The following is a 20,652-nucleotide window of genomic DNA, read 5'->3' on the forward strand; positions in this document are numbered from 1 at the left end:
ACACGATGCGTTCATTAGATATAGGCACCCGCCCAGCCTACCGTTCCGGCGCACCTGAGCGGTCCGGTGCTAGGATTTTGGCAACGCGGCCTTCGAAGATTTTCGTCATCGCGGCGCGCCCCCTCACTGCCTTTCGGGCCGGATGCGGGCCAAACCAGCTCCACAACAGATTGGACGACCCTGAGATGACGGCGCCTGTACCTGCGGCGGGGCAAACGGCTGTCGGTACGTCCCGCACCTCCCCGAAGGCAGGGGTTGCGGATGTGGACAACGCCGCCTCGCCGATCCTCTCCGGATTCCTCGGATCCGTGTTTATGGCGGTCGGGTCGCTCGGCGTCGGCTGGCTCGCCCCGGTCTCCGAACTGCGCCGGCTGCCCCTGTTCATCTGGATGCGCACCGAGGCCGTCGGCGTCGGACTGAGCATTGTGCTGCTGGCCGTCGGCGGAATGCTGCTGGTACGGGCCTGGCTCCGGCTGGGGCAGCGCGTGCGGCACTGGGGCGCGGGCGCGCGCAAGGCGACGCTGCTCGCGGTGGCGGCCTGGGGGCTGCCGATGATGTTCTCCGTCCCGCTCTTCAGCCGCGATGTCTACGCCTACATCGGGCAGGGCCGCCTGATGGTGGAGGGCTTCAACCCCTACGAGAACGGCATCTCGGCGCTCTCCAACTACTTCCAGCTCGGCGCTGACAAGATGTGGACCGAGGCGCCGGTGCCGTACGGGCAGCTCTTCCTCTGGATCGAGCAGCTCGTGGTCTGGTCCACCAACGTCCATCCCGAGGCCAGCATCATGCTGTTCCGGCTCGCGGCCCTGGCCGGCATTGTGCTCTGCGTGGTCTACGTGCCGAAACTGGCCGAGCTCCACGGCGTCAACCCGCACCGCGCCCTCTGGCTCACCGCCGCCAACCCCCTGTTCCTGACCAACTTCATCGCCAGCGTGCACAACGACGCCCTGATGATCGGCCTCGCCCTCGCCGGGCTCTACTACTGCGCCACGAAACGGGTGCTCTTTGGCCTGGTCCTCGTCACGCTCTCCATCTCGGTCAAACCCATCACGATCGTGTTCCTGCCGTTCATCGGCCTGTTGTGGGCGGGCAAAAATGCCGGCTGGCCGCGCAAATTCGTCTTCTGGGCGCTCACCGCGGGCATCAGCCTGGCCCTGCTGTACGGGATGAGCCTGGTCAACGGGTTCGGCTTCGGCTGGATCAACGGACTCTCCGCCCCGGGCAGCATCTGGATCTGGTACGCGCCGGTCGGGCTGCTCGGGCTCATTGTCGCCTCGATCTTCAATGCCTTCAGCCTGGACGGCTGGGGGATGGCCAAGTGGGTGTACGACGCCGGGAAGCTGCTTGCGCTGGGCGTCGTCGCCTGGCAGATCTTCCGGGGCGACTTCGACCGCCTGATGCGCCGCCTGACGCTGGCCTTTGCCGCCGTCGTGGTCCTGGCACCGATGATCCAGTCCTGGTACGTCGTCTGGCTCATCCCGCTGTTTGCGGTCACCGGCATCCGTGACGACTGGCAGGTCAAGGCCGTGTACTTCATCGTGTCCTTCTTTATGGTCTACGCCATTTCGGACCAGCTGGAGGTTTTCCCGTACCTGCAGACCGAGGACCTGGGCCTTGCCCTTGCGCTGGCCCGCAACGCCGCGGCCATTATCGCGCTGCTCTTTGCGCTGTACCTGATCTTCCTCGACCCGAAAACCAAACAGCTCTTCAGCAAGCCGGCGGAGCCGGTCACCACCCGTCCGGTCATCTAGGCGTCCGCACGAAGTTTCCGCAGCGCTTCCGTGCGCGACAACGGGCTGAGCTGATCCCAGTGCTGTTGTACGAACGCGCGCACCCATTCCGGGTCGGTGGCGGAAAAATCGCGCAGCGCCCAGCCGATCGCCTTCCGGATGAAGAACTCGGAATCGGCCAGGTTGGCCTCGATGACAGCGGCCAGCAGGGCTCGGTCGGTGGCGGCCTTCGCCCCCAGCTGGGCGGTGATGGCGGACCGCCGGATCCAGAAGTCCGGATCCGTGCTCCAGCGCAGCAGCACCGGCGACATGTCTTCCCGGTGGGTCTGCAGCAGTTCGCAGAGCCGGTGGGAGACCCCGTCCACCAGATCCCACCAGGCGCCGGTCCGGATGATCTCCTCGTACAGCGGGAGCATGCCGAGCGCGCCGCCGGCCAGCCGAAGGCCGGCCAGATCGATGGCCGCGTAGCGCTCCTCCCGCCAGCGCGCTCCGCGCCACAGCTCCAGGACCGCCGACTGCAGCTCCGCCAGGGAGCCGGGAGGCAGCTCCCTGGCGGCGGCTTTGACGATCCGCCGGACCTCCGGAACGCGGACCCCCAGCGAAGGCATCTCGGACTTCATGTACGCCCGGGCCCCTGCCGCCCGGAGAGGATCGGCCGCCGCCTGCAGCCGGGACCGGATGGTGGAGATCAGTTCAGCGGGGGCCATGAGACCACTTTAGCCACGCACCCGCCGGCCCTAGAGTTAGGGCATGTCGATGATCAAGAGCCCCGCCGAGATTGCCCTGATGCGCGAAGCCGGCCGGGTTGTGGCCACCACGCTGGAACGCGTCCGAGACGCGGCCGCCGTCGGCGTGTCCCTGAAGGAACTGGACGAGCTGGCTGCGGAGACGATCGCCGGGGAAGGGGCCATCCCGGCCTTCCTGAACTACCGTCCACGCTGGGCCTCGGTGCCGTTCCCCGGCGTGATCTGCACGTCCGTTAACGACGCCGTGGTCCACGGCATCCCCAACGACTACCGGCTGGCCGACGGCGACCTGCTCAGTGTGGACTGCGGCGCTTTCCTCGAGGGCTGGTGCGGCGACGCGGCCATCAGCTTCATCGTGGGCACGGCGGAACCGGTGGACCAGGCGCTGATCGCCGCCACCGAGGAAGCGCTGGCACGCGGCATCGAAGCCGCGCGCATCGGCAACAAAATGGGCGATCTGGCCTACGCGATCGGCGGCGCGGCACGCCGGGCGGGCTACGGGTTGCTGGCCGACCACGGAGGCCACGGCATCGGCAAAACCATGCACGCGGAACCGCCCGTGCCCAATGAAGGCCGTCCCGGCCGGGGCATCAAGTTGACCGAGGGGCTCGTCATCGCGATCGAACCCATGCTGATCCTCGGCGGCAAGGACGACTACTACCACGACGAGGACGAGTGGACGCTCCGCTCGGCCAACGGACGCCGGGCAGCGCACAGCGAGCACACGGTCGCGATCACGGCCGACGGCCCGAAGATCCTGACGCTGCCCTAGGGCGGGTGAACTACGCCGGGCCGCGGGTTATCAGCGGGTCCGTGTGCTTTGGCCAGCCAGCCGGACGCGTTGACGATGGGTTGCAAGCCGCAGCTGAATGATGCGTGCCGCTCCGGCGATGGCGACCAGCACGCCGCCGCCGACCGCGGCAATGAAGAGGGCAATTCCGAGCGGAACCGAGCCTTCGAGGCCAAAGAACTTCACTTGGACGTAGACCTGGTTTTGCAGAATGAAGACGATGAGCAGGACCAGCACCACGAGTGCGCTGGCAACGGCGGCCCAGACCATGCCCGCGCGGGTGACCTGACGGGGTCCCGGGGCGGACGACGGCGACGTTGACGCTGCCGCGGGGAGTGTTTCCTCCCGGGAGCCGGGCGGGGCGTCCGTTGTCGCTGGGTACTGCGGGCTCGGGCCTTCTTTCGGCTCCTGGGGATCGAATCCGCTGGGTATCTGGGTCATGGCGGCCGTACCTTTCGGTTGCGGGCGGGCTGTCGGGCATTCCCAATATCCCGTTTGTCAGTCCAATACTAAGGGTACTGACGACCGGGCGGGCGCACGTGCGGTTGGCAGCCGGCGTGGGACGGTATAGCGTCACAGCCAAGGGGCCGCCCTGAGCGGGCGGTTCAGGCGAGGAGGCATGGCCGTGACGATCGTCGACAACGCCGTTTACGTGGACGGGTACCGGACCGCGGACCCGGAGGACCTGGACGAGACCTATTTCCTGTTGCGGCAACGCCAGGGGATGGCCTGGATCGGGCTCTACCGCCCGGACGCCCCGGAGCTCCGCTCGGTGGCCGAGGAATTCGACCTGAACCATTTGGCGGTGGAGGATGCGCTCGCCGGCCACCAGCGCGCCAAACTCGAGCACTACGGCGACACCCTGTTCCTGGTGCTGCGGCCGGCCCGCTACCTGGACGAGGTGGAGAAAGTCGAATTCGGCGAGATCCACGTCTTCACCGGCCCCGACTTTGTGGTGACCGTCCGCCATGCCGAATCACCGGACCTGGCCCGGGTACGGCGCCGGATGGAAGCCGAGCCCGAGTTCCTGGCCCTCGGCCCGGACGCCGTACTGTACGCCATCCTGGACCAGGTGGTTGATGAGTACGAGCCCGTGGCCGCCGGCCTGGAGAACGACGTCGACGAGATCGAGGATGAGCTCTTTGCCGCCGATCCCGGCGTCTCCCGCCGGATCTACGAGCTCTCGCGGCAGGTGATCATGTTCCAGCGCGCCACGGCTCCGCTGACCGCGATACTGCAGGCGCTCAGGGCGGGCAGCCCCAACCGGGTGCCCGGGCCCGAACTGCAGGACCACTTCCGGGACGTCCTGGACCATGTGCTGCGCCTGAGCGAACGGATCACGGCATTCCGGGCCCTGCTGCAGAATGCGCTCGCGGTCAACGCCGCGCTCGTGGCGCAGCGGCAGAACGACGAAATGCGGCTGCTGACGGAATCGAGCATCGCCCAGAACGAGCAGACGAAGCGGATCTCATCCTGGGCCGCCATCCTCTTCGCCCCGACGCTCATCGCCTCGATCTACGGTATGAATTTCCGCCTGATCCCTGAGCTCGACTGGGTCTTCGGCTATCCCATGGCCCTGGGGCTGATGCTGGCGATGGGGCTGGGGCTCTACCTGACGTTCCGGCACAACAAATGGATCTGACCGGCTGACGGCCGGCGCCGTGAAATGAGGTGGTTGCGGCTCTGGCCGGCGGATGATCCGCGGCCAGAGCCGCACTTTTGTGCCCCAGGAGGGAATCGAACCCCCGACCGGCGGATTAGAAGGCCGCTGCTCTATCCCCTGAGCTACTGGGGCGCGTGTGGCGCGCCGTCCGGCTGCTGCCGGGGGACGCCTCAAGAAGTTTACAGTGCCCGGTGGGCGCCGCCGGTCAGGGCGCCCGGAGATTCCCGCATGCCTGTCGCCGCTTCGCGAGAGGCTGCTTCGGCTGGAGACCCGCCGGCTGCCCGTGGGTTTGTCCACATAGCGCAGGTGGGCCCTGCCGCTGGCCCGGCCCCGGCGTGAAGCTGGGATGGCCAGCAAGACTCATCGAGACAGGACAGCGCAATGAATGACAGCATCACGGTCCGCGGCTTCGTGGCCACGGAGATCAAGACGTCCACGACGCCGGGTGGCGTCGCCACGGCCAACTTCCGGCTCGGCTCCACCGGGCGGCGCTTCGACCGGTCGGCCAACGCCTGGGTGGACGGCAACACCAACTGGTTTACGGTGCAGGGCTACCGCCAGTTGGCCGGAAACATGGGCTGCAGCATCAAGAAAGGCCAGCGGGTCATCGTCGTAGGCCGGCTCAAGATGCGCAGCTGGGAAAAGGACGGCCGCATCTACCACGTGGCGGAAATAGACGCCGAGTCCGTCGGCCACGATCTGATGTGGGGGTCCGCAAACTTCACCCGGAACGCCGGCAACGGCCCGGTGCCGGGCCAGGAAACCGCGGCCGCCAACCGCGGGGAGGGCGTGCCCGACGCGCCGGACGACGCCGACCGCGGGCCGGATGCGGACCGGGACGACGCCGCAGACCACTCCCAGGATGACGAACCGGAGTTCGACGAGGAGACCGGTGAGCTGAAGGAGGCCGCCGCCTGAGCCGCGGTTATCGGCCCGTGGCGCCTGCCCCGCGCGCCGGGTGCAGGGCTCCGGCGTGCGGCACCGGGAATGTGAGTTATCCCGGTGTAAGCACTAGATTTGTAGGCATGGCGGAATTTATCTACACAATGACCAAGGCCCGTAAGGCCGTTGGCGAAAAACTTATCCTCGACGACGTGAGCATGTCCTTCTTCCCGGGGGCCAAAATTGGTGTTGTTGGCCCGAATGGTGCCGGTAAGTCCACCATTCTCAAGATCATGGCCGGCCTGGACACTCCCTCCAACGGCGAAGCCCGGCTGAGCCCCGGCTACACCGTCGGCATCCTGCTGCAGGAGCCGCCGCTGAACGAGGAGAAGACCGTTCTGGGCAACGTCCAGGAAGGCGTGGGCGAGATCTACGGCAAGATCCAGCGCTTCAACGAGATCTCCGAAGAAATGGCCAGCCCCGACGCTGACTACGACGCCCTCCTCGAAGAGATGGGCCAGCTTCAGGAAGCCATCGACGCCGCCGACGCCTGGGACCTCGATTCCCAGCTCGAGCAGGCCATGGACGCCCTGCGCTGCCCGCCGGCCGACGCCGACGTCACTCTGCTCTCCGGTGGTGAGCGCCGCCGCGTCGCGCTCTGCAAGCTCCTGCTCCAGAAGCCGGACCTGCTGCTCCTTGACGAGCCCACCAACCACCTCGACGCCGAGAGCGTCCTGTGGCTCGAACAGCACCTCTCCAGCTACCCCGGCGCCGTCCTGGCCGTTACCCACGACCGGTACTTCCTCGACCACGTGGCCGAATGGATCGCCGAAGTGGACCGCGGCCACCTGTACCCGTACGAGGGCAACTACTCCACGTACCTCGAAAAGAAGCGCGCCCGCCTGGAGATCCAGGGCAAGAAGGACGCCAAGCAGGCCAAACGCCTGGCTGAGGAACTCGAATGGGTCCGCTCCAACGCCAAGGGCCGCCAGACCAAGTCCAAGGCCCGCCTCGCCCGCTACGAGGAAATGGCTGCCGAGGCCGACCGCACCCGCAAGCTCGACTTCGAGGAGATCCAGATTCCGCCGGGACCGCGCCTGGGCGGCCTGGTCCTGGAGGCCAAGAACCTGCAGAAGGGCTTCGAGGACCGCACCCTGATCGACGGACTGACCTTCACGCTGCCGCGCAACGGCATCGTCGGTGTCATCGGCCCCAACGGCGTGGGCAAAACCACGCTGTTCAAGACCATCGTCGGGCTGGAGCCCCTCGACGGCGGCGAGCTGAAAATCGGCGATTCGGTCAAGATCTCCTACGCGGACCAGAGCCGCGGCGGCATCGACCCCAACAAGACCCTTTGGGAGGTCGTCTCCGACGGGCTCGATTTCATCCAGGTCGGCCAGGTCGAAATGCCGTCCCGCGCCTATGTTGCCGCGTTCGGCTTCAAGGGACCGGACCAGCAGAAGAAGGCCGGGGTGCTGTCCGGCGGTGAGCGCAACCGCCTGAACCTGGCGCTGACCCTGAAGCAGGGCGGAAACCTGCTGCTCCTCGACGAACCGACCAACGACCTCGACGTCGAAACCCTCAGCAGCCTCGAAAACGCCCTGCTCGAATTCCCGGGCTGCGCCGTCGTGGTCTCGCACGACCGCTGGTTCCTGGACCGGGTGGCGACCCACATCCTGGCCTACGAAGGCGACGAGGAGAACCCCTCCAAGTGGTACTGGTTCGAGGGCAACTTCGAATCCTACGAGGAGAACAAGATCGAGCGCCTCGGCCCCGACGCGGCCAAGCCACACCGCGTGACCCACCGCCGCCTCACCCGCGACTAGATCCCGCCGGGCCCGCGACGGCCACAGAAAAAGGCCGGCTCCCCAGTTCACACTGGGGAGCCGGCCTTCTTTGTGGGTGCCGCTCAGGCGCGGTCGGCCTTGCGCATCTGGTGCTGCAGCACCTTCGTCTGCACTGCGCCCTTGACCTTGTTCTTGAAGTCCGTCGGCACGCGGATCATGCCTTCCTGCGCCACGGTGGCCACGTGCCGGCCGTCGCGGCTGAAGATCTTGCCGGTGGCGAGGCCGCGGGCGCCTTGGGCGCTGGGGGACTCCTGGACGTAGAGCAGCCACTCGTCCACCCGGACCGGCCGGTGCCACCACATGGCGTGGTCCAGGCTCGCGACGGACATGCCCGGAGTAATCCAGCTCATCCCGTGCCGGCGCAGCACGGACTCCAACAGGGTGTAGTCGCTCGCGTAGGCCAGCGCTGCGCGGTGCATCTCCGGGTCGTCGGGCATGGGCCCGAACGTGCGCATCCAGACCGCGTTCCGGGCCTCCTTGGGACCCTTCGCCGACACATACAGGGCCGGATCCACGTGCCGGATGTCGAAAGGCCGCTCATAGGCCCAGTGCCGGGCCACCGGGTGGTCGTACTTGCCCAGCAGGTCGGCAGTGCTCGGCAGCGATTCCGGGTCCGGGATGCCCGCCGGCATCTCGGTCTGGTGCTCGATGCCCTCGTCCTCGTCCTGGAAAGACGCGATCATCGACAGGATGGGCATGCCCTCCTGGTACGCGTGAACCCGCCGTGCGGAGAACGACCGGCCGTCGCGCAGCCGCTGGACACCGAAGGTGATGGGCTTGTTGGCGTCGCCGGGACGGAGGAAGTAGCCGTGCATGGAGTGCACGCCGCGGCCCTCCGGGACGGTGCGACTGCCGGCCACCAGGGACTGCGCCAGGACCTGGCCGCCGAACACACGCTGCCGCGGCTGCTTCTGGGACGGGCCCATAAAGATGTCCTCGTCCGTCCGCGCGCCCTCCAGCTCGCCGAGGGTCAGGAGTTGGATGAGCGAGGAGGTGGGGTCCTCGATGGGCAGCGCCTGCAATCCGGCTTCGGCTTCAGTCATGGTTTGACTCTAGACGGCACCCCGGCACCGCTCAAAAGAGGCACAGCCGGTAGAGTCAAGATTGTGTCTGACGTCCTCACCCAGCCCCTGCAGTTCACCGATCCCCGCGACCTTGACGACCTGCGCACCTTCGCAACCCGGGCCCGGGCGGTCGACGACGGCGCCATCCGGCTGACCGCGTCCGGGCCGGTCCTGGCCGCCTACGTCTGCGTGCTCCGGCCCCGCCTGCTGGGGGAGTCGACCCCCACCATCCTGGGGCTCCGGACCGTGGCCCTGGCCCGGTCGGCCGAACTCGACGTGACGGTCCCGCTCGCAGCCGTGCTAGACCGGCTGGCACGCGCAGTTGCCGATGACGTCGAACTGCCGGTGCCGCCGATGACCGTCACCGAATCGTGGGCCGGCGTCGGCGCTCCCCGCACGGGGTGGGAACCGCTGGGCGCCCTGCCGGACGCGGCCCTGCGGCAGGCAGCGGAAGCCGGGATCACCGAGATCGCCGCCATAATCCCGGACAAGCCGGGCGCCCTGATCGTCAACAACGCGCGGGCCACCGTCTGGGGCCGGCCGCTGCCCGACGCCGGGGGACTGCCCGCCGGGGCCGCGTTCGCCGCGCTGACCCTTGGTTTCCTGGCCGACGGCGAACAGAGCCTCTTCCGGGCAGGCCGGTGGTACCGGCTCAGCAGCGCCCGCGGACACGTCCTGGTCCGCGCCGGCTCAGGACTCCAGTCGGCGCTGTCCGCCGACGGCGCCTAGCCGGGGCTCACTTCAGAACCGGAGGATGTTCAGCTCCGCGGCGGGCTGGAAACCCAGCCTCGCGTAGAAGGTACGCGAAGCCGGCGACGGCGAGAGCACCATCCGTGCCGCCTCGATGCCCTGCGAGAACTCAATCGCGGCTTCGACCAGTTGCGCTCCGATGCCGGCATTCCGGAAGGCCGGCAGCACGTAGACATTCCCCAGGTAGACCCAGCGGGAGGGGTCCTTCCCGGGTTTGGGCATCCGCTCAAAGACCAGCAGGTTGAGCATCCCGACAAGCTCGCCGTCCCGCTCGGCAACAAAGAACTTCCGCGGGTTGGCATCCATCCAGCCGCTGTACACGTCTTCGAAATCCGGATCGTCGACAAGCCCGGGATCCTGCTCCGCGGCCCACGTTGCCCTCAGCGCTGCAAGGGCGGGCCGGTCTTCGCTACGTTCCTCTCGGATAATCAGCATGGGTTCACCCTACTGTCCGGGGTGCCCGCACACGGCAGACGAAACGCTTGCCGACGGATACCCGGCCGGGTATTATTGGGGCAGAAAGACCCCGGAGACATTCCCCCAAGTGCCTCCGGGGTCTTTCCATCTCTAAAACCAGGCCGGGCGCCCCAGTGTGCCGGCATTGCCGCCTCTGTGACACTTGGCGCATGAGCAGCCTGTCCGTGCTGGATCCACCTGTCGAGCGGCACCCCCGTTTCAACCGGGCCTTACATCCGGACCGCGGCTGGATCCGGGCGCTGCGCTTCGCGGTGGGTGTCCTGGTGCTCGTCGCCCTTGTCCAGAAGACATACGATGCGACGCGCCCTGGCAACGACGTGGATGTCGCCCAGCTCTACTCCGAATTCACGGTGCAATCGAACCTTGCCCTCGGGCTGGTGCTGGTGGTCGCGGCTGCCCGGCCGCGGGTCCGGCTGCCGCACTGGTGGGACAGCCTGTCGGGTGCGCTGGCTTTGTACCTGGTGATGACGGGCATCATCTACGTGGTCCTTGTGGCTCCGCCGGACGAGCCGTGGTGGAGCCTGGATATGTACTGGCCCCAGCTCGTGCACCACCGTCTGGCTCCGCTGTTCGCCGCGTTGGATTGGCTGCTGGTCACCAGGACGGTCCGTGGCAGCTGGTGGCGTCCTCTGGCGTGGCTCGGCTATCCGGCCGCCTTTTTCATCTTCTCGTGGGTGCGCGGTGGCATCGACGGCTGGTACGTCTACGACTTCCTCGATCCGACCCTCGAGGGCGGGTGGGGCGCCGCGCTCACGACGACGGCGCAGGTGCTCGCCGCGTTCCTCGTCGTCGCCGTTCTCCTGCATGTCGCGGGGAATATTCGTGCGTGGCTGGCCGCTCCGCGCCTGCAGCGCTAGGGAGCCCTTAGGCCCCAGAGGGGCTGTTGACCATGGAGAGCGCGGCGCGTTCCATGTAGTCCCAGAGGGTGCCCTCGTAAAGGGGCGGCAGCTCCAGGGCGTCCACGGCGGTGCGCATGTGGTGAAGCCAGGCGTCCTTGGCTTCGGGCGTGACGCGGAACGGCTGATGCCGCATCCGGAGCCGCGGGTGGCCGCGCTCCTCGCCGTAGGTGGTGGGACCGCCCCAGTACTGCTCGAGGAACATCAGGAAGCGGCGCTTGGCCGGGCCGAGGTCTTCCTCCGGGTACATCGGGCGCAGCAGCGGATCAGTGGCGACGCCGTCGTAAAACACGTCGATGAGCTTCACGAAGGTCTCGTGGCCGCCGACGGCGTCGTAGAAGTTGTCCGTGTAGCCGGGCTGGCTGAAGGGATCGTTCTGCATCAGCTGCTTGGGCTGGCGGGGTTCGCCGGCGGTGGGGATCGTCATTCTTATTCTCCGGCCTGTTGCTGGGGTGCTGATCCGGCGTCGTCCGCCGGTGGGCTGTCGGGGGAAACATAGGTGCCCTGGGAGCGGTTGCCCACCCTCAGGATCTCGCCGTTGCGCAGGTACCAGATGGTGCCGTCCTCGGCCCTGACCCTGGTGATGCGCAGCCCCATGGACTCCACCGTGCCCACTACCTCGGAGGTTTCGATCACGTCACCGATCCCGTACTGGTCCTCGATCGTAATGAAGATGCCGGCCAGGAAGTCCCGGATCAGCTGCTGCGCGCCGAAACCGATGGCCACGCCCAGGATGCCGACGCTGGTCAGCAGCGGGGCGATGTTCACGTTGAGGTTCTGCAGGACGTACATCACCGTGATGATGACGACGAGCACGCTCGCCACGCTGTTGAGCAACGAGCCGATGGTGTTGGCACGCTGTTCGCGCCGCTGATGGTCCAGCGCACGCAAGGCAGGGGCAACCCAGCGGAAGTGGGGCTTTTTGAAGAACGAGGTTCCTGCGGCGACGCTTTTGGTGATCCCGGCGATCACGAAGGACGCCACCAGCCACGTGGCTACGCCGACGCCGATGCTGATCAGGACGCCCGGCAGGTTGACGGCCGAAATGTCCGGCGGCGTGATGGACTCGGCGGAGGTCAGGCGGTACATCAGCGCGGTGTGCTCCTTCGCGCGCCCGCGTTCGCCGGGCGCATAAGACTCTGTTCAGCCTCAACATTAGCGCCGTAGCGTGGCACCATGCGCATCCTGGTCCTCGGCGGTACCGCCTTCCTCTCAGCAGAAATCGTCCGACAGGCCGTCGACGCCGGCCACGAGGTCATGTGCCTGGCCCGCGGCACACAGTCCGCCCCGCCTGAGGGGGCCACGTGGCTGCAGGCGGACCGCTCGCGGGGCCCCGCCGCCTACGCCGGGGCCGTCCATGCGGGGGAGTGGGACGCCGTCGTCGAGGTGGCCAGGGACCCCCGGTACGCGCTGGAGGCGCTCGAAGCCCTGGCTACCAGCGCGCGGCACTGGACGTTTGTCTCCAGCTGCTCGGTCTACGCAGACCATTCCGTCCCGGGTGCGGCCGAGGACGCCGCCGTGCTGGCCCCGCTGGCGCCCGGCGCCGAGGCGACCCCGGAAACCTACGGCGAGGCGAAGTCGGCGATTGAACTCTCGACGGCGAAACTCGCCGCGGGCAAGGCGCACCTGTGCCGCGCCGGGCTGATCGGGGGACCCGGGGACGGGTCGGACCGCTACGGCTACTGGCCCGCCCGCTTCGCCCGGGACTCCGGCCCGGTGCTGGCGCCTGACATTCCCGCCGACCCCACCCAGGTCATCGATGTCCGCGACCTGGCCGCTTGGGTGCTCACAGCGGCCGCGGCCGGCGTCACGGGGGCGCTGAACGCCGTCGACGAGCCGGTGCCCTTTGCCGCATACCTCGAAGAATCTAGGCGGCTCGCCGGGTCAAGCGCCGACGTGGCGGCCGCTCCAGCCGATTGGCTGGCCGCACGCGGGGCGAACTACTGGGCAGGGCCGGACTCGCTGCCGCTCTGGCTCCCGCCAGGCCACGACGGCTTCGCCGCCCGCAGCAACGCAGCGACGCGGGCCGCCGGGATGAATGTGCGCCCGTGGACCGAGACACTGAGCGACACCCTGGTCGACGAACGCCGCCGCGGACTCGACCGGGACCGCAGGGCCGGCCTGAGCCCGGCGGCCGAGCGCCGCCTGCTGCGGGAGTTCGAGGCCGAGTTTCAGTCCGCCTGAGCAGCCACACCCGGATCGACGGCCGCCGAGGGCTCATGCCGGACCGGGAAATTGACGCTCCGGGCGATGAAGCACACCGCATTGGCGCCGTGGTGCAGCTCCGCCATCAGCTCGTCGGCCACCGGAGCCGCCGTCGTGACACGGGGCTTCAGCGTGACCGACTCGAACTGGCCGCTGCCGTCCCGGTTGGTCCGCATCACGCCCTCGGCCCGGTCCTCGTAGCCGGTCACTACCACCCCGTGCTTGACGGCGACATGGAGGAAGGAGAGCATGTGGCACTGCGAGAGCGCGGCCAGCAGCAGCTGCTCGGGGTTGTACCGCTCCCGGTCGCCATGAAAGGTCGGGTCCGCCGAGCCTTTGAGCACCGGCAGCCCGGGGATCTCGACGTCGTGGTCCCGGGAGTAGCCGCGGTAGGAGGAGGTCCCCTCGCCCAGGTTCCCGGTCCACCGGACGGTCAGCGCGTAGTGGTGCTCGTCGAGGCTCATGCCGCCAGTCTAGCGGCGCGAAAACGCCAAGACCCCGGCGCCGCCATGCGGTGCCGGGGTCCTGAACTGCGGGGGTCAGCCCGCCGCCGTGCCTAGACGTCCGCGGCGCGGGCGCGCAGGGCGCGGGCGACGCCGTCGCGGTTTTCCAGCATCATCCGGCGCAGTGCCGCGCTCTCCTCCGGCAGCGAGGTTAGGAACTCGTCGGTGCGGTCAACGGTTTCCTGCGTGGTCAGCTGCGCCGGGTAGAGGCCGACGACGATCTGCTGGGCCAGCGCGTGGGTACGGTCCTTGACGATGCCCGGGACGGCCGCGAAGTACTTCTCCGCGTACGGCTCCAGCAGCGAGGTGTCCAGCACCCGGGTGAAGCCGGCGACCGCGGAACCCTGCAGCGCGTTGGACAGTTCGCCCTTGACCACAATCGACTCCCAGGCCGCGGCCTTGGCCTCGGCGGTGGGGATGGCTGCCTTGGCCAGGGCAGCCGCGTTTTGGCCGGTGGCGGTGTTGTCGTGCTCCAGCTCGGCATCGATCGTTTCCTGCCCTGCCCGGCCGCCGGCCACGAGGGACGCGATCAGCTCCCAGCGCAGGTCCTGGTCCACGGTGAGGCCGGCCAGCACCTGCGAACCGTCGAGCAGCCCGGCGACGGTGTCCAGCTGGGAGGCGCTGCGGGCCAGCAGGGCGTAGGACTTCACGAACTGCAGCCGCGCGTCGGAACCGGCCGGGACGCGGGAGGCAAGCTCCCAGAGCCGGTCCGCGGCGGCGGTCGCGGTGGTTTCCTTGTGCTCCGCGGCGACGTAGAAGTTCAGCGTCGTGGCGAGCTGGCGGAGCTGGACCAGGATGACGGAGGAATCGGATTCCTCGGCGATGTTGGCCAAGATCAGTTCCACGTAGCCGCGGGCCGGGGTCTCGCCGTCGCGGGCCGCGTCCCACGCCGAGCCCCAGACGAGGGTGCGGGGGAGGCTCTGGCCGAAGTCCTTCAAGTGCGCCGTGGCGGTGGCGAGGGACTTCGGGTCCAGCCGGACCTTGGCATAGGCGAGGTCGTCGTCGTTGAGCAGGATCAGGTCCGGCTGAGCCAGGCCGGCCAGCGCCGGAACCTCGGTGCGTTCGCCGTCGACGTCGAGCTCCTCGCGGTGCACCCGCTCGAGCTTCCCGGCGCCGTCCAGGTTGTAGAAACCGACGGCGAGCCGGTGCGGGCGGATGGTCGGCTGCGCCTCGGTGGCGGACTGCAGGATGGTGAAGGACGAAATCGTGCCGTCCTCGCCGACGGACAGTTCGGGCTTGAGCGTGTTGACCCCGGCGGTTTCCAGCCAGAGCTGGCCCCAGTGGTCCAGGTCGCGGCCGCTGGCCTTTTCGAGCTCGACCATCAGGTCGCTGAGCTCGGTGTTCTGCCAGGAGTGCTTGCGGAAGTACTCGCGGACCCCGGCCATGAACTCCTCCGGACCCACCCAGGCCACCAGCTGACGGAGCACCGAGGCGCCCTTGGCGTAGGTGATGCCGTCAAAGTTGACTTCGACATCCTGCAGGTCGTTGATCTCGGCGAAGATCGGGTGCGTGGTGGGCAGCTGGTCCTGGCGGTAGGCCCAGGACTTCTCCACCGAGGCGAAGGTGGTCCAGGCGTGGTCGAACTTGGTGTTTTCGACTGCGGCGAGGTGCGACATGTATTCGGCGAAGGACTCGTTGAGCCAGAGGTCGTTCCACCAGCGCATGGTCACGAGATCGCCGAACCACATGTGGGCCAGCTCGTGCAGCACGGTGATGGCGCGGCGCTCCACCTGGGCGTCAGTGACCTTGCTGCGGAAGACGTACCCTTCCAGGATGGTGACGGCGCCGGCGTTTTCCATGGCGCCGGCATTGAACTCCGGCACGAAGAGCTGGTCGTACTTCTCGAACGGGTACGGGCAGCCGAACTGCGCCTCAAAGAACTCGAAGCCCTGGCGGGTGAGGTCGAAGATGTTGTCCGCGTCGAGGTACTGCATGAGGGACTTGCGGGCAAAGACGCCCAGCGGCGTGACCTTCCCGTCCGCAGACTTCACTTCGCTGCGGACCGACTGGTACGGGCCGGCAATCAGGGCCGTGACGTAGGAGGAGAGCCGCGGGGTGGGGGCGAATTCCCAGACCGAGCGGGCGCCGCCGTCCTCGCCGGGGATGGTTTCCACCGGTTCCGGAGTGGGGGAGTTGGAGACGACGTCCCAGTGCGAGGGCGCCGTGACGGTGAAGCTGAAGCTGGCCTTGAGGTCGGGCTGCTCGAAGACGGCGAACATCCGCCGGGAATCCGGAACCTCGAACTGCGTGTACAGGTAGACCTCGTTGTCCACCGGGTCCACGAAGCGGTGCAGGCCTTCGCCGGTGTTCATGTAGGGCGCGTCCGCGACCACCAGCAGCTCGTTCTCAGCTGCGAGGTCCGGGAGCTGGATCCGGATGCCGTCGGAGACCTCAGCGGGGTCCAGTTCGCGGCCGTTGAGCGTGACACTGTGCACCGTGTGCGTTACGGCGTCGATGAAGGTGGAAGACCCCGGCTCGGCCGTGAACTTTACGGCGGTGGTGGAGCCGAACACCTTCTCGCCCCGGGTCAGGTCGAGGCTGACCTCATAGGAGTCGACGGCGATCAGTGCGGCGCGCTCGCGGGCTTCGGCGCGCGTGAGGTTCATACCGGGCAAGTGGTGCCTCCAAAAGGGGTGGGAACGGTGGAAACGATACTGTGAAATTATTCTTTCACAACGCGGTCGGTTGGCAAGTTGCGCCCGTCACAGCGAGTCTCTCCCGGCGGCCCCGGCAGGGGTAGCGTTGGAGCCATGGGAAAGATCCGGGATTCCGTAGACGCCAGGGCCCTGCGCTTCGCCGTGGGGTTCCCGCTCATGCTGGCGGCTGCCTTCGTCGTCTGCGCGCTGCTGATCCGCGGGGACCTGCCCGAGCCGTTGGCCGTCCGCTGGACCGGTGACGGCGCCGCGGATTTCGCACCCTTCGGGGCCGTGGTGGGCGTCGGCGCGGGCCTGATCGTGCTGGTCGGCTGGGCCGTCCTGCTGCAGGCGGCGCCGTTGTCCCGCCCGGCGCTGATGCGCCGGTTCATGATGGGCACCGGGCTGGCGGTCAGCCTCTTCGTGACCACTGTCCTGGCCGCGGTGCTGGTGGGCCAGTTGGGCCTCGCCGACGCACGGGAATCCCGCGTGGACGTGGCGGTCCTGGCCATGGGCAGCGGGGCGGCCCTGGGTCTCGGGGTGGTCATGGGCTTCGTGTTCAAAGCGGACGAGCGGTGGTCCGCGGATGATGAACGGGCCGTGCGGGAGGCCCTGGAAAAGGAGCTGGACCCCGAGCTCGCCCGGGATACCGTCAGCCTCTGGGTCCACGCCCGCAGCTCGGTCTTCGTGATGCTCGGGATCGCCACCCTGTTTCCCGCGGCCCTGCTGACCGTCGCTGTCCCGTGGCTGGCAGCGTTGCTGGTGGCGGCCGCGCTGCTGGTGGCCGTGTTCCTCTTCGCCCGCATCCGCGTTGACCGGAGCGGGCTCCGGGTGTTCGCCGCCGGGTTCTTGAGGGTGATGGATGTCCCCGCCGCCGCCATCGAGTCGGCGACGCCCAAAGAGGTCAAGGCCGCGGACTACGGCGGCTGGGGCTACCGGAGCCACGGTGCCACGACAGCGATGCTCGTCAGCAGCGGACCCGCCGTCGTCGTGGACCGCTCCGATGGCCGCCGGCTGACCGTAAGCGGCGGCAGCCCGACGACGGCGGACAACGTGGCGCAGGTGCTCTCCCGCGTTGCGGACCGGGCCCGCCGTGACGGTGGGACTCCGGCGTCGTAGCCCTAGTAGGCTGGGAGGAGCCCTGACCAGCAGCGCCGGTAGTCCACCGGCGCCCCACAGAACGGATCCGCCCGTGACCACTGCCCCGGACTTCCCGCGCGTTCATATCGCCACCGACCACGCCGGCATGGAGCTCAGCGCCCACCTGGTGGGCCACCTCAGCGCCAAGGGTTACGACGTCGTGGATCACGGCCCGAAGGTCTATGACGCGCTGGATGACTACCCCTCCTTCTGCATCAACGCCGCCCGCGCCGTCGTGGCCGACCAGGCGGCGGGCACCCGCGCGCTGGGCATTGTGCTGGGCGGCTCCGGCAATGGCGAGCAGATCGCGGCCAACAAGGTCAAGGGGGTCCGGGCCGCCCTGGCCTGGAACCTGTCCACCGCCAAGCTGGCCCGTGAACACAACGACGCCAATGTCGTCGCCGTCGGCGGCCGGCAGCACAGCGTCGACGAGGCCACGGCCATCATCGAGGCCTTCCTGACCGAGCCCTTCAGCAACGACGAGCGCCACATCCGCCGGATCGGGAAGATCGCCACCTACGAGGCCACCGGCGAGGTCGTCGAGTAGTGCCGGAGGGGCATTCAGTCCACCGGCTGGCCCGGCAGTTCGCGGACGTCTTCGCGGGGGAGCGGCTGGCGGTGACCAGCCCGCAGGGGCGTTTCGTGCAGGGCGCGGCCCTGCTGGACGGCCACGTCCTCACCGAATCCGTGGCGCACGGCAAGCACCTGTTCCTAGGCTTCGAGCACGGACTGGTCCTGCACGTGCACCTGGGACTGTACGGGGCCTGGGACTTCGGCGGCGACGCCGGCTTCCGCGGGGCCTCCAGCATCGGCGCGCCCCGGAAAATCGGCGAGCGGGAGACCTACGCCGACGACGGCCCGGATCCCGTCTATGCGGGTCCGCCGGCGCCGGTCGGCGCGGTCCGGGTGCGGCTGGCGAGCGGGCACGGCTGGGCGGACCTGCGCGGGGCAACCACCTGCGAAACGCTGACCGAGGCCGACGTCGAGGCCGTCGCGGCCAGGCTGGGTCCGGACCCGCTGCGGAACCTGCCCGGTGACCGGGAGAGCTTCCTCGCCGGGCTGGCCAGGAAGCGCACCCCGCTGGCGACGCTGCTGATGGACCAGAAGGTGATTGCCGGCGTCGGGAACGTCTACCGCGCCGAGCTGCTGTTCCGGGGCCGGCTGGACCCCTGGCTGTCCGGGAATGCCCTGCCCGCGGAGGCCGCGGGGCTGCTCTGGGACGACACCGTCGCCATGATGTCCGACGGCGTGCGCGACGGACGGATCATCACCACCCCGCCGCGCTTCTGGACGGGGACGGCAGGAACAGGTGCCGAGGGAGCGGGGACGCCCAACCGGACGGGAACGCCCAACCGGCTGCCCGCCCCGGAGGACGCGCACTTCGTATACCGGCGCCAGGGCCTGGACTGCCGGGACTGCGGCACGGCCGTGGCCGTGGCGGAACACGCCGCCCGGAAGCTCTACTGGTGCCCGGTCTGCCAGCGTTCCTGAACCCTGTGGAGTCGCCGCGGGGGCGGGCGGGCATGAAAAAAGCCCCTCCGGAGAGGGGCCGTTTCTTCGTCATATTTCGGAGGGGACGACGGGAATCGAACCCGCGTAATCAGTTTGGAAGACTGAGGCTTTACCATTAAGCTACGTCCCCGGGAATTTACTGGAACTTCAGCAAAACTTCCGGGCGGCTGTTGAAGCCGGATACAACTAAACCCAATTCAGGCCCCCAGTGTCAAATGTGCAAAACGCCACAGGATGACCGTAGACTGTTCTGTGCACTTACGGGGTGTAGCTCAGCTTGGCTAGAGCGCCTGCTTTGGGAGCAGGAAGTCGCAGGTTCAAATCCTGTCACCCCGACTCTGCAGCAACTGCCTTTCGAAGTGGCGTTGCAGAGCCCCATCCCCCAAAACCAGGAGTACTTAGACTGTGAAGAGCGCTGTCGAGAACCTCACCCCCACGCGGGTCAAGCTCAATGTTGAGGTCCCCTTTGAGGAATTGAAGCCCAGCATCGCCGAGGCATACAAGACTGTTGCTTCCCAGATCCAGGTTCCCGGGTTCCGCAAGGGCAAAGTCCCCTCCAAGCTCATTGACCAGCGCGTTGGCCGTGGCTATGTCCTGGAGACGGCCATCAACGAAGGCCTCAACGGCTGGTACCAGGCTGCCGTGCAGGAAACCGGCATCCGCCCGCTGAGCCGTCCCGAGGTCGAGATCACCGAGGTGCCGGACCCGTCCGCCACCGACGGCGAGCTGAAGTTCCACGCCGAGGTCGACGTCCGCCCCGAGATCGAACTCCCGGACTACGCCGGCATCAAGGTTGAGGTCGCCGCCGCCGAGTCATCCGCCGCCGACGTCGACAAGGCCCTCGACGAACTGCGCGGCCGCTTCGGCACGCTCAAGTCCGTGGACCGCCCCGCCGCCGACGGGGACTTCCTCACCATCGACATCACCGCCTCGATCGACGGCGCCGAGGTCGACTCCGCTTCCGGCCTGTCCTACCAGGTAGGCGCCGGCACCATGCTCGAGGGCCTCGACGAAGCCGTCACCGGCCTCAGCGCCGACGAGGACGCCATCTTCGACACCACCCTCGTGGGCGGTGACCACGCCGGCGAGTCCGCTCAGGTGAAGGTGGTCGTCAAGGCCGTCAAGGAGCGCGAGCTTCCCGAGGCCAACGACGACTTCGCCCAGCTGGCGTCCGAGTTCGACACCCTGGCCGAGCTCCGCGAGGACCTCGCCAAGCAGGCCGCCGACTCCAAGACGGTCGAACAGGGCGTCGAGGCCCGCGACAAGGTCCTGGACAAGCTCGTCGAGCTCGTCGAGGTTCCGGTTCCGGCCTCCGTCGTCGAAGAGCAGCTCGAGCAGCACTTCAGCGCCGAAAACTCCCACGGTGAAGGCGAGCACGACACCGAGGAGCACCGCGCCGAGGTCAAGGCCAACACCGAGCGCGCCTTCCAGAACGAGATCATCCTTGACGCCATCGCCGAAAAGGAAGAAGTCAACGTCACTCAGAACGAGCTGATCGACTACATCGTCACCACCGCCAGCCAGTACGGCATGGACCCGAACCAGTTCGCCCAGATCATCGATCAGAGCGGCCAGGTTCCGATGATGGTGTCCGAGGTGCGCCGCCGCAAGGCACTCGCCGTCGTCCTGGGCCAGGCCGAGGTCACCGACACCGAGGGCAACAAGATCGACCTGAGCGATTTCGTCCGCCCCGGCGGCGAAGAGGCTTCCTTCGAAGCCGACGCCGAGGAAGCTGCTACCGAGGAAACCTCTTCCGAGGAAGCAGCCGCCGCAAAGAACGACGACCCGGCAGCAGTGAAGTTCTAACACTTCCT

20 protein-coding genes and 3 tRNA genes are annotated in these 20,652 nt (G+C 68.0%); 13 read left to right on the forward strand and 10 right to left on the reverse strand.

Annotated elements, in window-relative coordinates; all coding sequences use genetic code 11:
- The first annotated feature begins 5 nt into the window (after positions 1 to 5).
- Positions 6 to 1,751, forward strand: coding sequence for a polyprenol phosphomannose-dependent alpha 1,6 mannosyltransferase MptB (mptB, locus tag AC6I9V_RS15445; protein WP_497900040.1), 1,746 nt, complete (start codon positions 6 to 8; stop codon positions 1,749 to 1,751).
- On the opposite strand, the gene AC6I9V_RS15450 is transcribed toward mptB, so the two are convergent.
- Complete coding sequence (locus AC6I9V_RS15450; protein ID WP_349411407.1) at positions 1,748 to 2,437, reverse strand: DNA alkylation repair protein; 690 nt, start codon at positions 2,435 to 2,437, stop codon at positions 1,748 to 1,750. The genes mptB and AC6I9V_RS15450 overlap by 4 nt on opposite strands.
- A 43-nt stretch (positions 2,438 to 2,480) precedes the next feature.
- On the opposite strand from AC6I9V_RS15450, the gene map reads away from it, so the two are divergent.
- Positions 2,481 to 3,248 carry a type I methionyl aminopeptidase gene (gene map / locus AC6I9V_RS15455; protein WP_497900041.1) on the forward strand — a complete coding sequence of 256 codons (768 nt, stop codon included), beginning with the start codon at positions 2,481 to 2,483 and terminating at the stop codon, positions 3,246 to 3,248.
- A 30-nt stretch (positions 3,249 to 3,278) separates the two neighbouring features.
- Here map and AC6I9V_RS15460 read toward each other — a convergent pair whose 3' ends face one another.
- Positions 3,279 to 3,707, reverse strand: a complete 429-nt coding sequence (locus AC6I9V_RS15460; protein WP_349411405.1) for a LapA family protein — start codon at positions 3,705 to 3,707, stop codon at positions 3,279 to 3,281.
- A 184-nt stretch (positions 3,708 to 3,891) separates the two neighbouring features.
- On the opposite strand from AC6I9V_RS15460, the gene AC6I9V_RS15465 reads away from it, so the two are divergent.
- The gene (locus tag AC6I9V_RS15465; RefSeq protein WP_349411404.1) at positions 3,892 to 4,908 is read left to right on the forward strand and encodes a magnesium and cobalt transport protein CorA; all 1,017 of its coding nucleotides are present in this window, start codon (positions 3,892 to 3,894) and stop codon (positions 4,906 to 4,908) included.
- An 80-nt stretch (positions 4,909 to 4,988) separates the two neighbouring features.
- On the opposite strand, the gene AC6I9V_RS15470 is transcribed toward AC6I9V_RS15465, so the two are convergent.
- Positions 4,989 to 5,061, reverse strand: a tRNA-Arg gene (locus tag AC6I9V_RS15470).
- Positions 5,062 to 5,310: 249 nt separating this feature from the next.
- Between AC6I9V_RS15470 and AC6I9V_RS15475 the strand changes: the two genes are divergently transcribed.
- Both AC6I9V_RS15475 and ettA read left to right on the forward strand, forming a co-directional pair.
- Positions 5,311 to 5,847 (forward strand): single-stranded DNA-binding protein, encoded by a 537-nt coding sequence (locus tag AC6I9V_RS15475; RefSeq protein ID WP_349411402.1) that lies wholly within the window; start codon positions 5,311 to 5,313, stop codon positions 5,845 to 5,847.
- A gap of 107 nt (positions 5,848 to 5,954) precedes the next feature.
- Positions 5,955 to 7,637: an energy-dependent translational throttle protein EttA gene (gene ettA, locus AC6I9V_RS15480; RefSeq protein WP_146337334.1), complete on the forward strand. Its 1,683-nt coding sequence runs from the start codon at positions 5,955 to 5,957 to the stop codon at positions 7,635 to 7,637.
- Positions 7,638 to 7,720: 83 nt separating this feature from the next.
- Here the strand turns inward: ettA and tesB are convergent, their stop codons facing one another.
- Complete coding sequence (gene tesB / locus AC6I9V_RS15485) at positions 7,721 to 8,701, reverse strand: acyl-CoA thioesterase II (RefSeq protein ID WP_349411400.1); 981 nt, start codon at positions 8,699 to 8,701, stop codon at positions 7,721 to 7,723.
- Positions 8,702 to 8,764: 63 nt separating this feature from the next.
- Here tesB and AC6I9V_RS15490 point away from each other — a divergent pair, with 63 nt between their 5' ends.
- Entirely contained in the window at positions 8,765 to 9,451 is a 687-nt protein-coding gene (locus AC6I9V_RS15490) for a DUF8185 domain-containing protein (protein WP_349411398.1), read from the forward strand.
- Positions 9,452 to 9,463: 12 nt separating this feature from the next.
- On the opposite strand, the gene AC6I9V_RS15495 is transcribed toward AC6I9V_RS15490, so the two are convergent.
- Positions 9,464 to 9,907, reverse strand: a complete 444-nt coding sequence (locus tag AC6I9V_RS15495; RefSeq protein ID WP_497900042.1) for a GNAT family N-acetyltransferase — start codon at positions 9,905 to 9,907, stop codon at positions 9,464 to 9,466.
- 206 nt (positions 9,908 to 10,113) lie between these two features.
- On the opposite strand from AC6I9V_RS15495, the gene AC6I9V_RS15500 reads away from it, so the two are divergent.
- Entirely contained in the window at positions 10,114 to 10,806 is a 693-nt protein-coding gene (locus AC6I9V_RS15500) for a Pr6Pr family membrane protein (protein WP_497900043.1), read from the forward strand.
- Positions 10,807 to 10,813: 7 nt separating this feature from the next.
- On the opposite strand, the gene AC6I9V_RS15505 is transcribed toward AC6I9V_RS15500, so the two are convergent.
- Together AC6I9V_RS15505 and AC6I9V_RS15510 are read right to left on the reverse strand one after the other, a co-directional pair.
- Positions 10,814 to 11,272 (reverse strand): globin, encoded by a 459-nt coding sequence (locus tag AC6I9V_RS15505; protein WP_349411394.1) that lies wholly within the window; start codon positions 11,270 to 11,272, stop codon positions 10,814 to 10,816.
- Between the two features lie 2 nt (positions 11,273 to 11,274).
- Positions 11,275 to 11,934 (reverse strand): mechanosensitive ion channel family protein, encoded by a 660-nt coding sequence (locus AC6I9V_RS15510; RefSeq protein ID WP_349411393.1) that lies wholly within the window; start codon positions 11,932 to 11,934, stop codon positions 11,275 to 11,277.
- A gap of 87 nt (positions 11,935 to 12,021) precedes the next feature.
- On the opposite strand from AC6I9V_RS15510, the gene AC6I9V_RS15515 reads away from it, so the two are divergent.
- A complete protein-coding gene (locus AC6I9V_RS15515) occupies positions 12,022 to 13,029 on the forward strand; it encodes an NAD-dependent epimerase/dehydratase family protein (RefSeq protein WP_497900044.1) in 1,008 nt (335 codons plus the stop codon).
- On the opposite strand, the gene AC6I9V_RS15520 is transcribed toward AC6I9V_RS15515, so the two are convergent.
- Together AC6I9V_RS15520 and pepN are read right to left on the reverse strand one after the other, a co-directional pair.
- Positions 13,017 to 13,514: an OsmC family protein gene (locus AC6I9V_RS15520; RefSeq protein ID WP_349411391.1), complete on the reverse strand. Its 498-nt coding sequence runs from the start codon at positions 13,512 to 13,514 to the stop codon at positions 13,017 to 13,019. The genes AC6I9V_RS15515 and AC6I9V_RS15520 overlap by 13 nt on opposite strands.
- A gap of 92 nt (positions 13,515 to 13,606) precedes the next feature.
- Positions 13,607 to 16,159 carry an aminopeptidase N gene (pepN, locus tag AC6I9V_RS15525; protein ID WP_497900045.1) on the reverse strand — a complete coding sequence of 851 codons (2,553 nt, stop codon included), beginning with the start codon at positions 16,157 to 16,159 and terminating at the stop codon, positions 13,607 to 13,609.
- Between the two features lie 144 nt (positions 16,160 to 16,303).
- Here pepN and AC6I9V_RS15530 point away from each other — a divergent pair, with 144 nt between their 5' ends.
- The 3 genes from AC6I9V_RS15530 to AC6I9V_RS15540 all read left to right on the forward strand — a co-directional run bounded on the left by AC6I9V_RS15530 (position 16,304) and on the right by AC6I9V_RS15540 (position 18,817).
- A complete protein-coding gene (locus AC6I9V_RS15530) occupies positions 16,304 to 17,305 on the forward strand; it encodes a hypothetical protein (RefSeq protein ID WP_497900046.1) in 1,002 nt (333 codons plus the stop codon).
- A 73-nt stretch (positions 17,306 to 17,378) separates the two neighbouring features.
- A complete protein-coding gene (locus AC6I9V_RS15535; protein ID WP_138769079.1) occupies positions 17,379 to 17,873 on the forward strand; it encodes a ribose-5-phosphate isomerase in 495 nt (164 codons plus the stop codon).
- A complete protein-coding gene (locus AC6I9V_RS15540) occupies positions 17,873 to 18,817 on the forward strand; it encodes an Fpg/Nei family DNA glycosylase (protein ID WP_497900047.1) in 945 nt (314 codons plus the stop codon). Before AC6I9V_RS15535 ends, AC6I9V_RS15540 begins: the two co-directional genes overlap by 1 nt.
- Positions 18,818 to 18,897: 80 nt before the next feature.
- On the opposite strand, the gene AC6I9V_RS15545 is transcribed toward AC6I9V_RS15540, so the two are convergent.
- Positions 18,898 to 18,968, reverse strand: a tRNA-Gly gene (locus AC6I9V_RS15545).
- Positions 18,969 to 19,099: 131 nt separating this feature from the next.
- On the opposite strand from AC6I9V_RS15545, the gene AC6I9V_RS15550 reads away from it, so the two are divergent.
- Together AC6I9V_RS15550 and tig are read left to right on the forward strand one after the other, a co-directional pair.
- Positions 19,100 to 19,174 (forward strand) — tRNA-Pro (locus AC6I9V_RS15550).
- Between the two features lie 69 nt (positions 19,175 to 19,243).
- On the forward strand, positions 19,244 to 20,644 hold the full coding sequence (tig, locus tag AC6I9V_RS15555) for a trigger factor (RefSeq protein WP_497900048.1): 1,401 nt from the start codon (positions 19,244 to 19,246) through the stop codon (positions 20,642 to 20,644).
- Positions 20,645 to 20,652: the final 8 nt, after the last annotated feature.

This window comes from Arthrobacter sp. SlRoot2-15, assembly GCF_059739345.1.

What these genes read in the sequence shown, in the direction of transcription:
- tesB (WP_349411400.1), bottom strand. Translation starts at nt 8,701, where the DNA reads ATGACTGAAGCCGAAGCCGGATTGCAGGCGCTGCCCATCGAGGACCCC.
- AC6I9V_RS15450 (WP_349411407.1), bottom strand. Translation starts at nt 2,437, where the DNA reads ATGGCCCCCGCTGAACTGATCTCCACCATCCGGTCCCGGCTGCAGGCG.
- AC6I9V_RS15475 (WP_349411402.1), top strand. Translation starts at nt 5,311, where the DNA reads ATGAATGACAGCATCACGGTCCGCGGCTTCGTGGCCACGGAGATCAAG.
- AC6I9V_RS15510 (WP_349411393.1), bottom strand. Translation starts at nt 11,934, where the DNA reads ATGTACCGCCTGACCTCCGCCGAGTCCATCACGCCGCCGGACATTTCG.
- AC6I9V_RS15520 (WP_349411391.1), bottom strand. Translation starts at nt 13,514, where the DNA reads ATGAGCCTCGACGAGCACCACTACGCGCTGACCGTCCGGTGGACCGGG.
- AC6I9V_RS15515 (WP_497900044.1), top strand. Translation starts at nt 12,022, where the DNA reads ATGCGCATCCTGGTCCTCGGCGGTACCGCCTTCCTCTCAGCAGAAATC.
- AC6I9V_RS15460 (WP_349411405.1), bottom strand. Translation starts at nt 3,707, where the DNA reads ATGACCCAGATACCCAGCGGATTCGATCCCCAGGAGCCGAAAGAAGGC.
- ettA (WP_146337334.1), top strand. Translation starts at nt 5,955, where the DNA reads ATGGCGGAATTTATCTACACAATGACCAAGGCCCGTAAGGCCGTTGGC.
- AC6I9V_RS15505 (WP_349411394.1), bottom strand. Translation starts at nt 11,272, where the DNA reads ATGACGATCCCCACCGCCGGCGAACCCCGCCAGCCCAAGCAGCTGATG.
- mptB (WP_497900040.1), top strand. Translation starts at nt 6, where the DNA reads ATGCGTTCATTAGATATAGGCACCCGCCCAGCCTACCGTTCCGGCGCA.
- pepN (WP_497900045.1), bottom strand. Translation starts at nt 16,159, where the DNA reads ATGAACCTCACGCGCGCCGAAGCCCGCGAGCGCGCCGCACTGATCGCC.
- map (WP_497900041.1), top strand. Translation starts at nt 2,481, where the DNA reads ATGTCGATGATCAAGAGCCCCGCCGAGATTGCCCTGATGCGCGAAGCC.
- AC6I9V_RS15530 (WP_497900046.1), top strand. Translation starts at nt 16,304, where the DNA reads ATGGGAAAGATCCGGGATTCCGTAGACGCCAGGGCCCTGCGCTTCGCC.
- AC6I9V_RS15495 (WP_497900042.1), bottom strand. Translation starts at nt 9,907, where the DNA reads ATGCTGATTATCCGAGAGGAACGTAGCGAAGACCGGCCCGCCCTTGCA.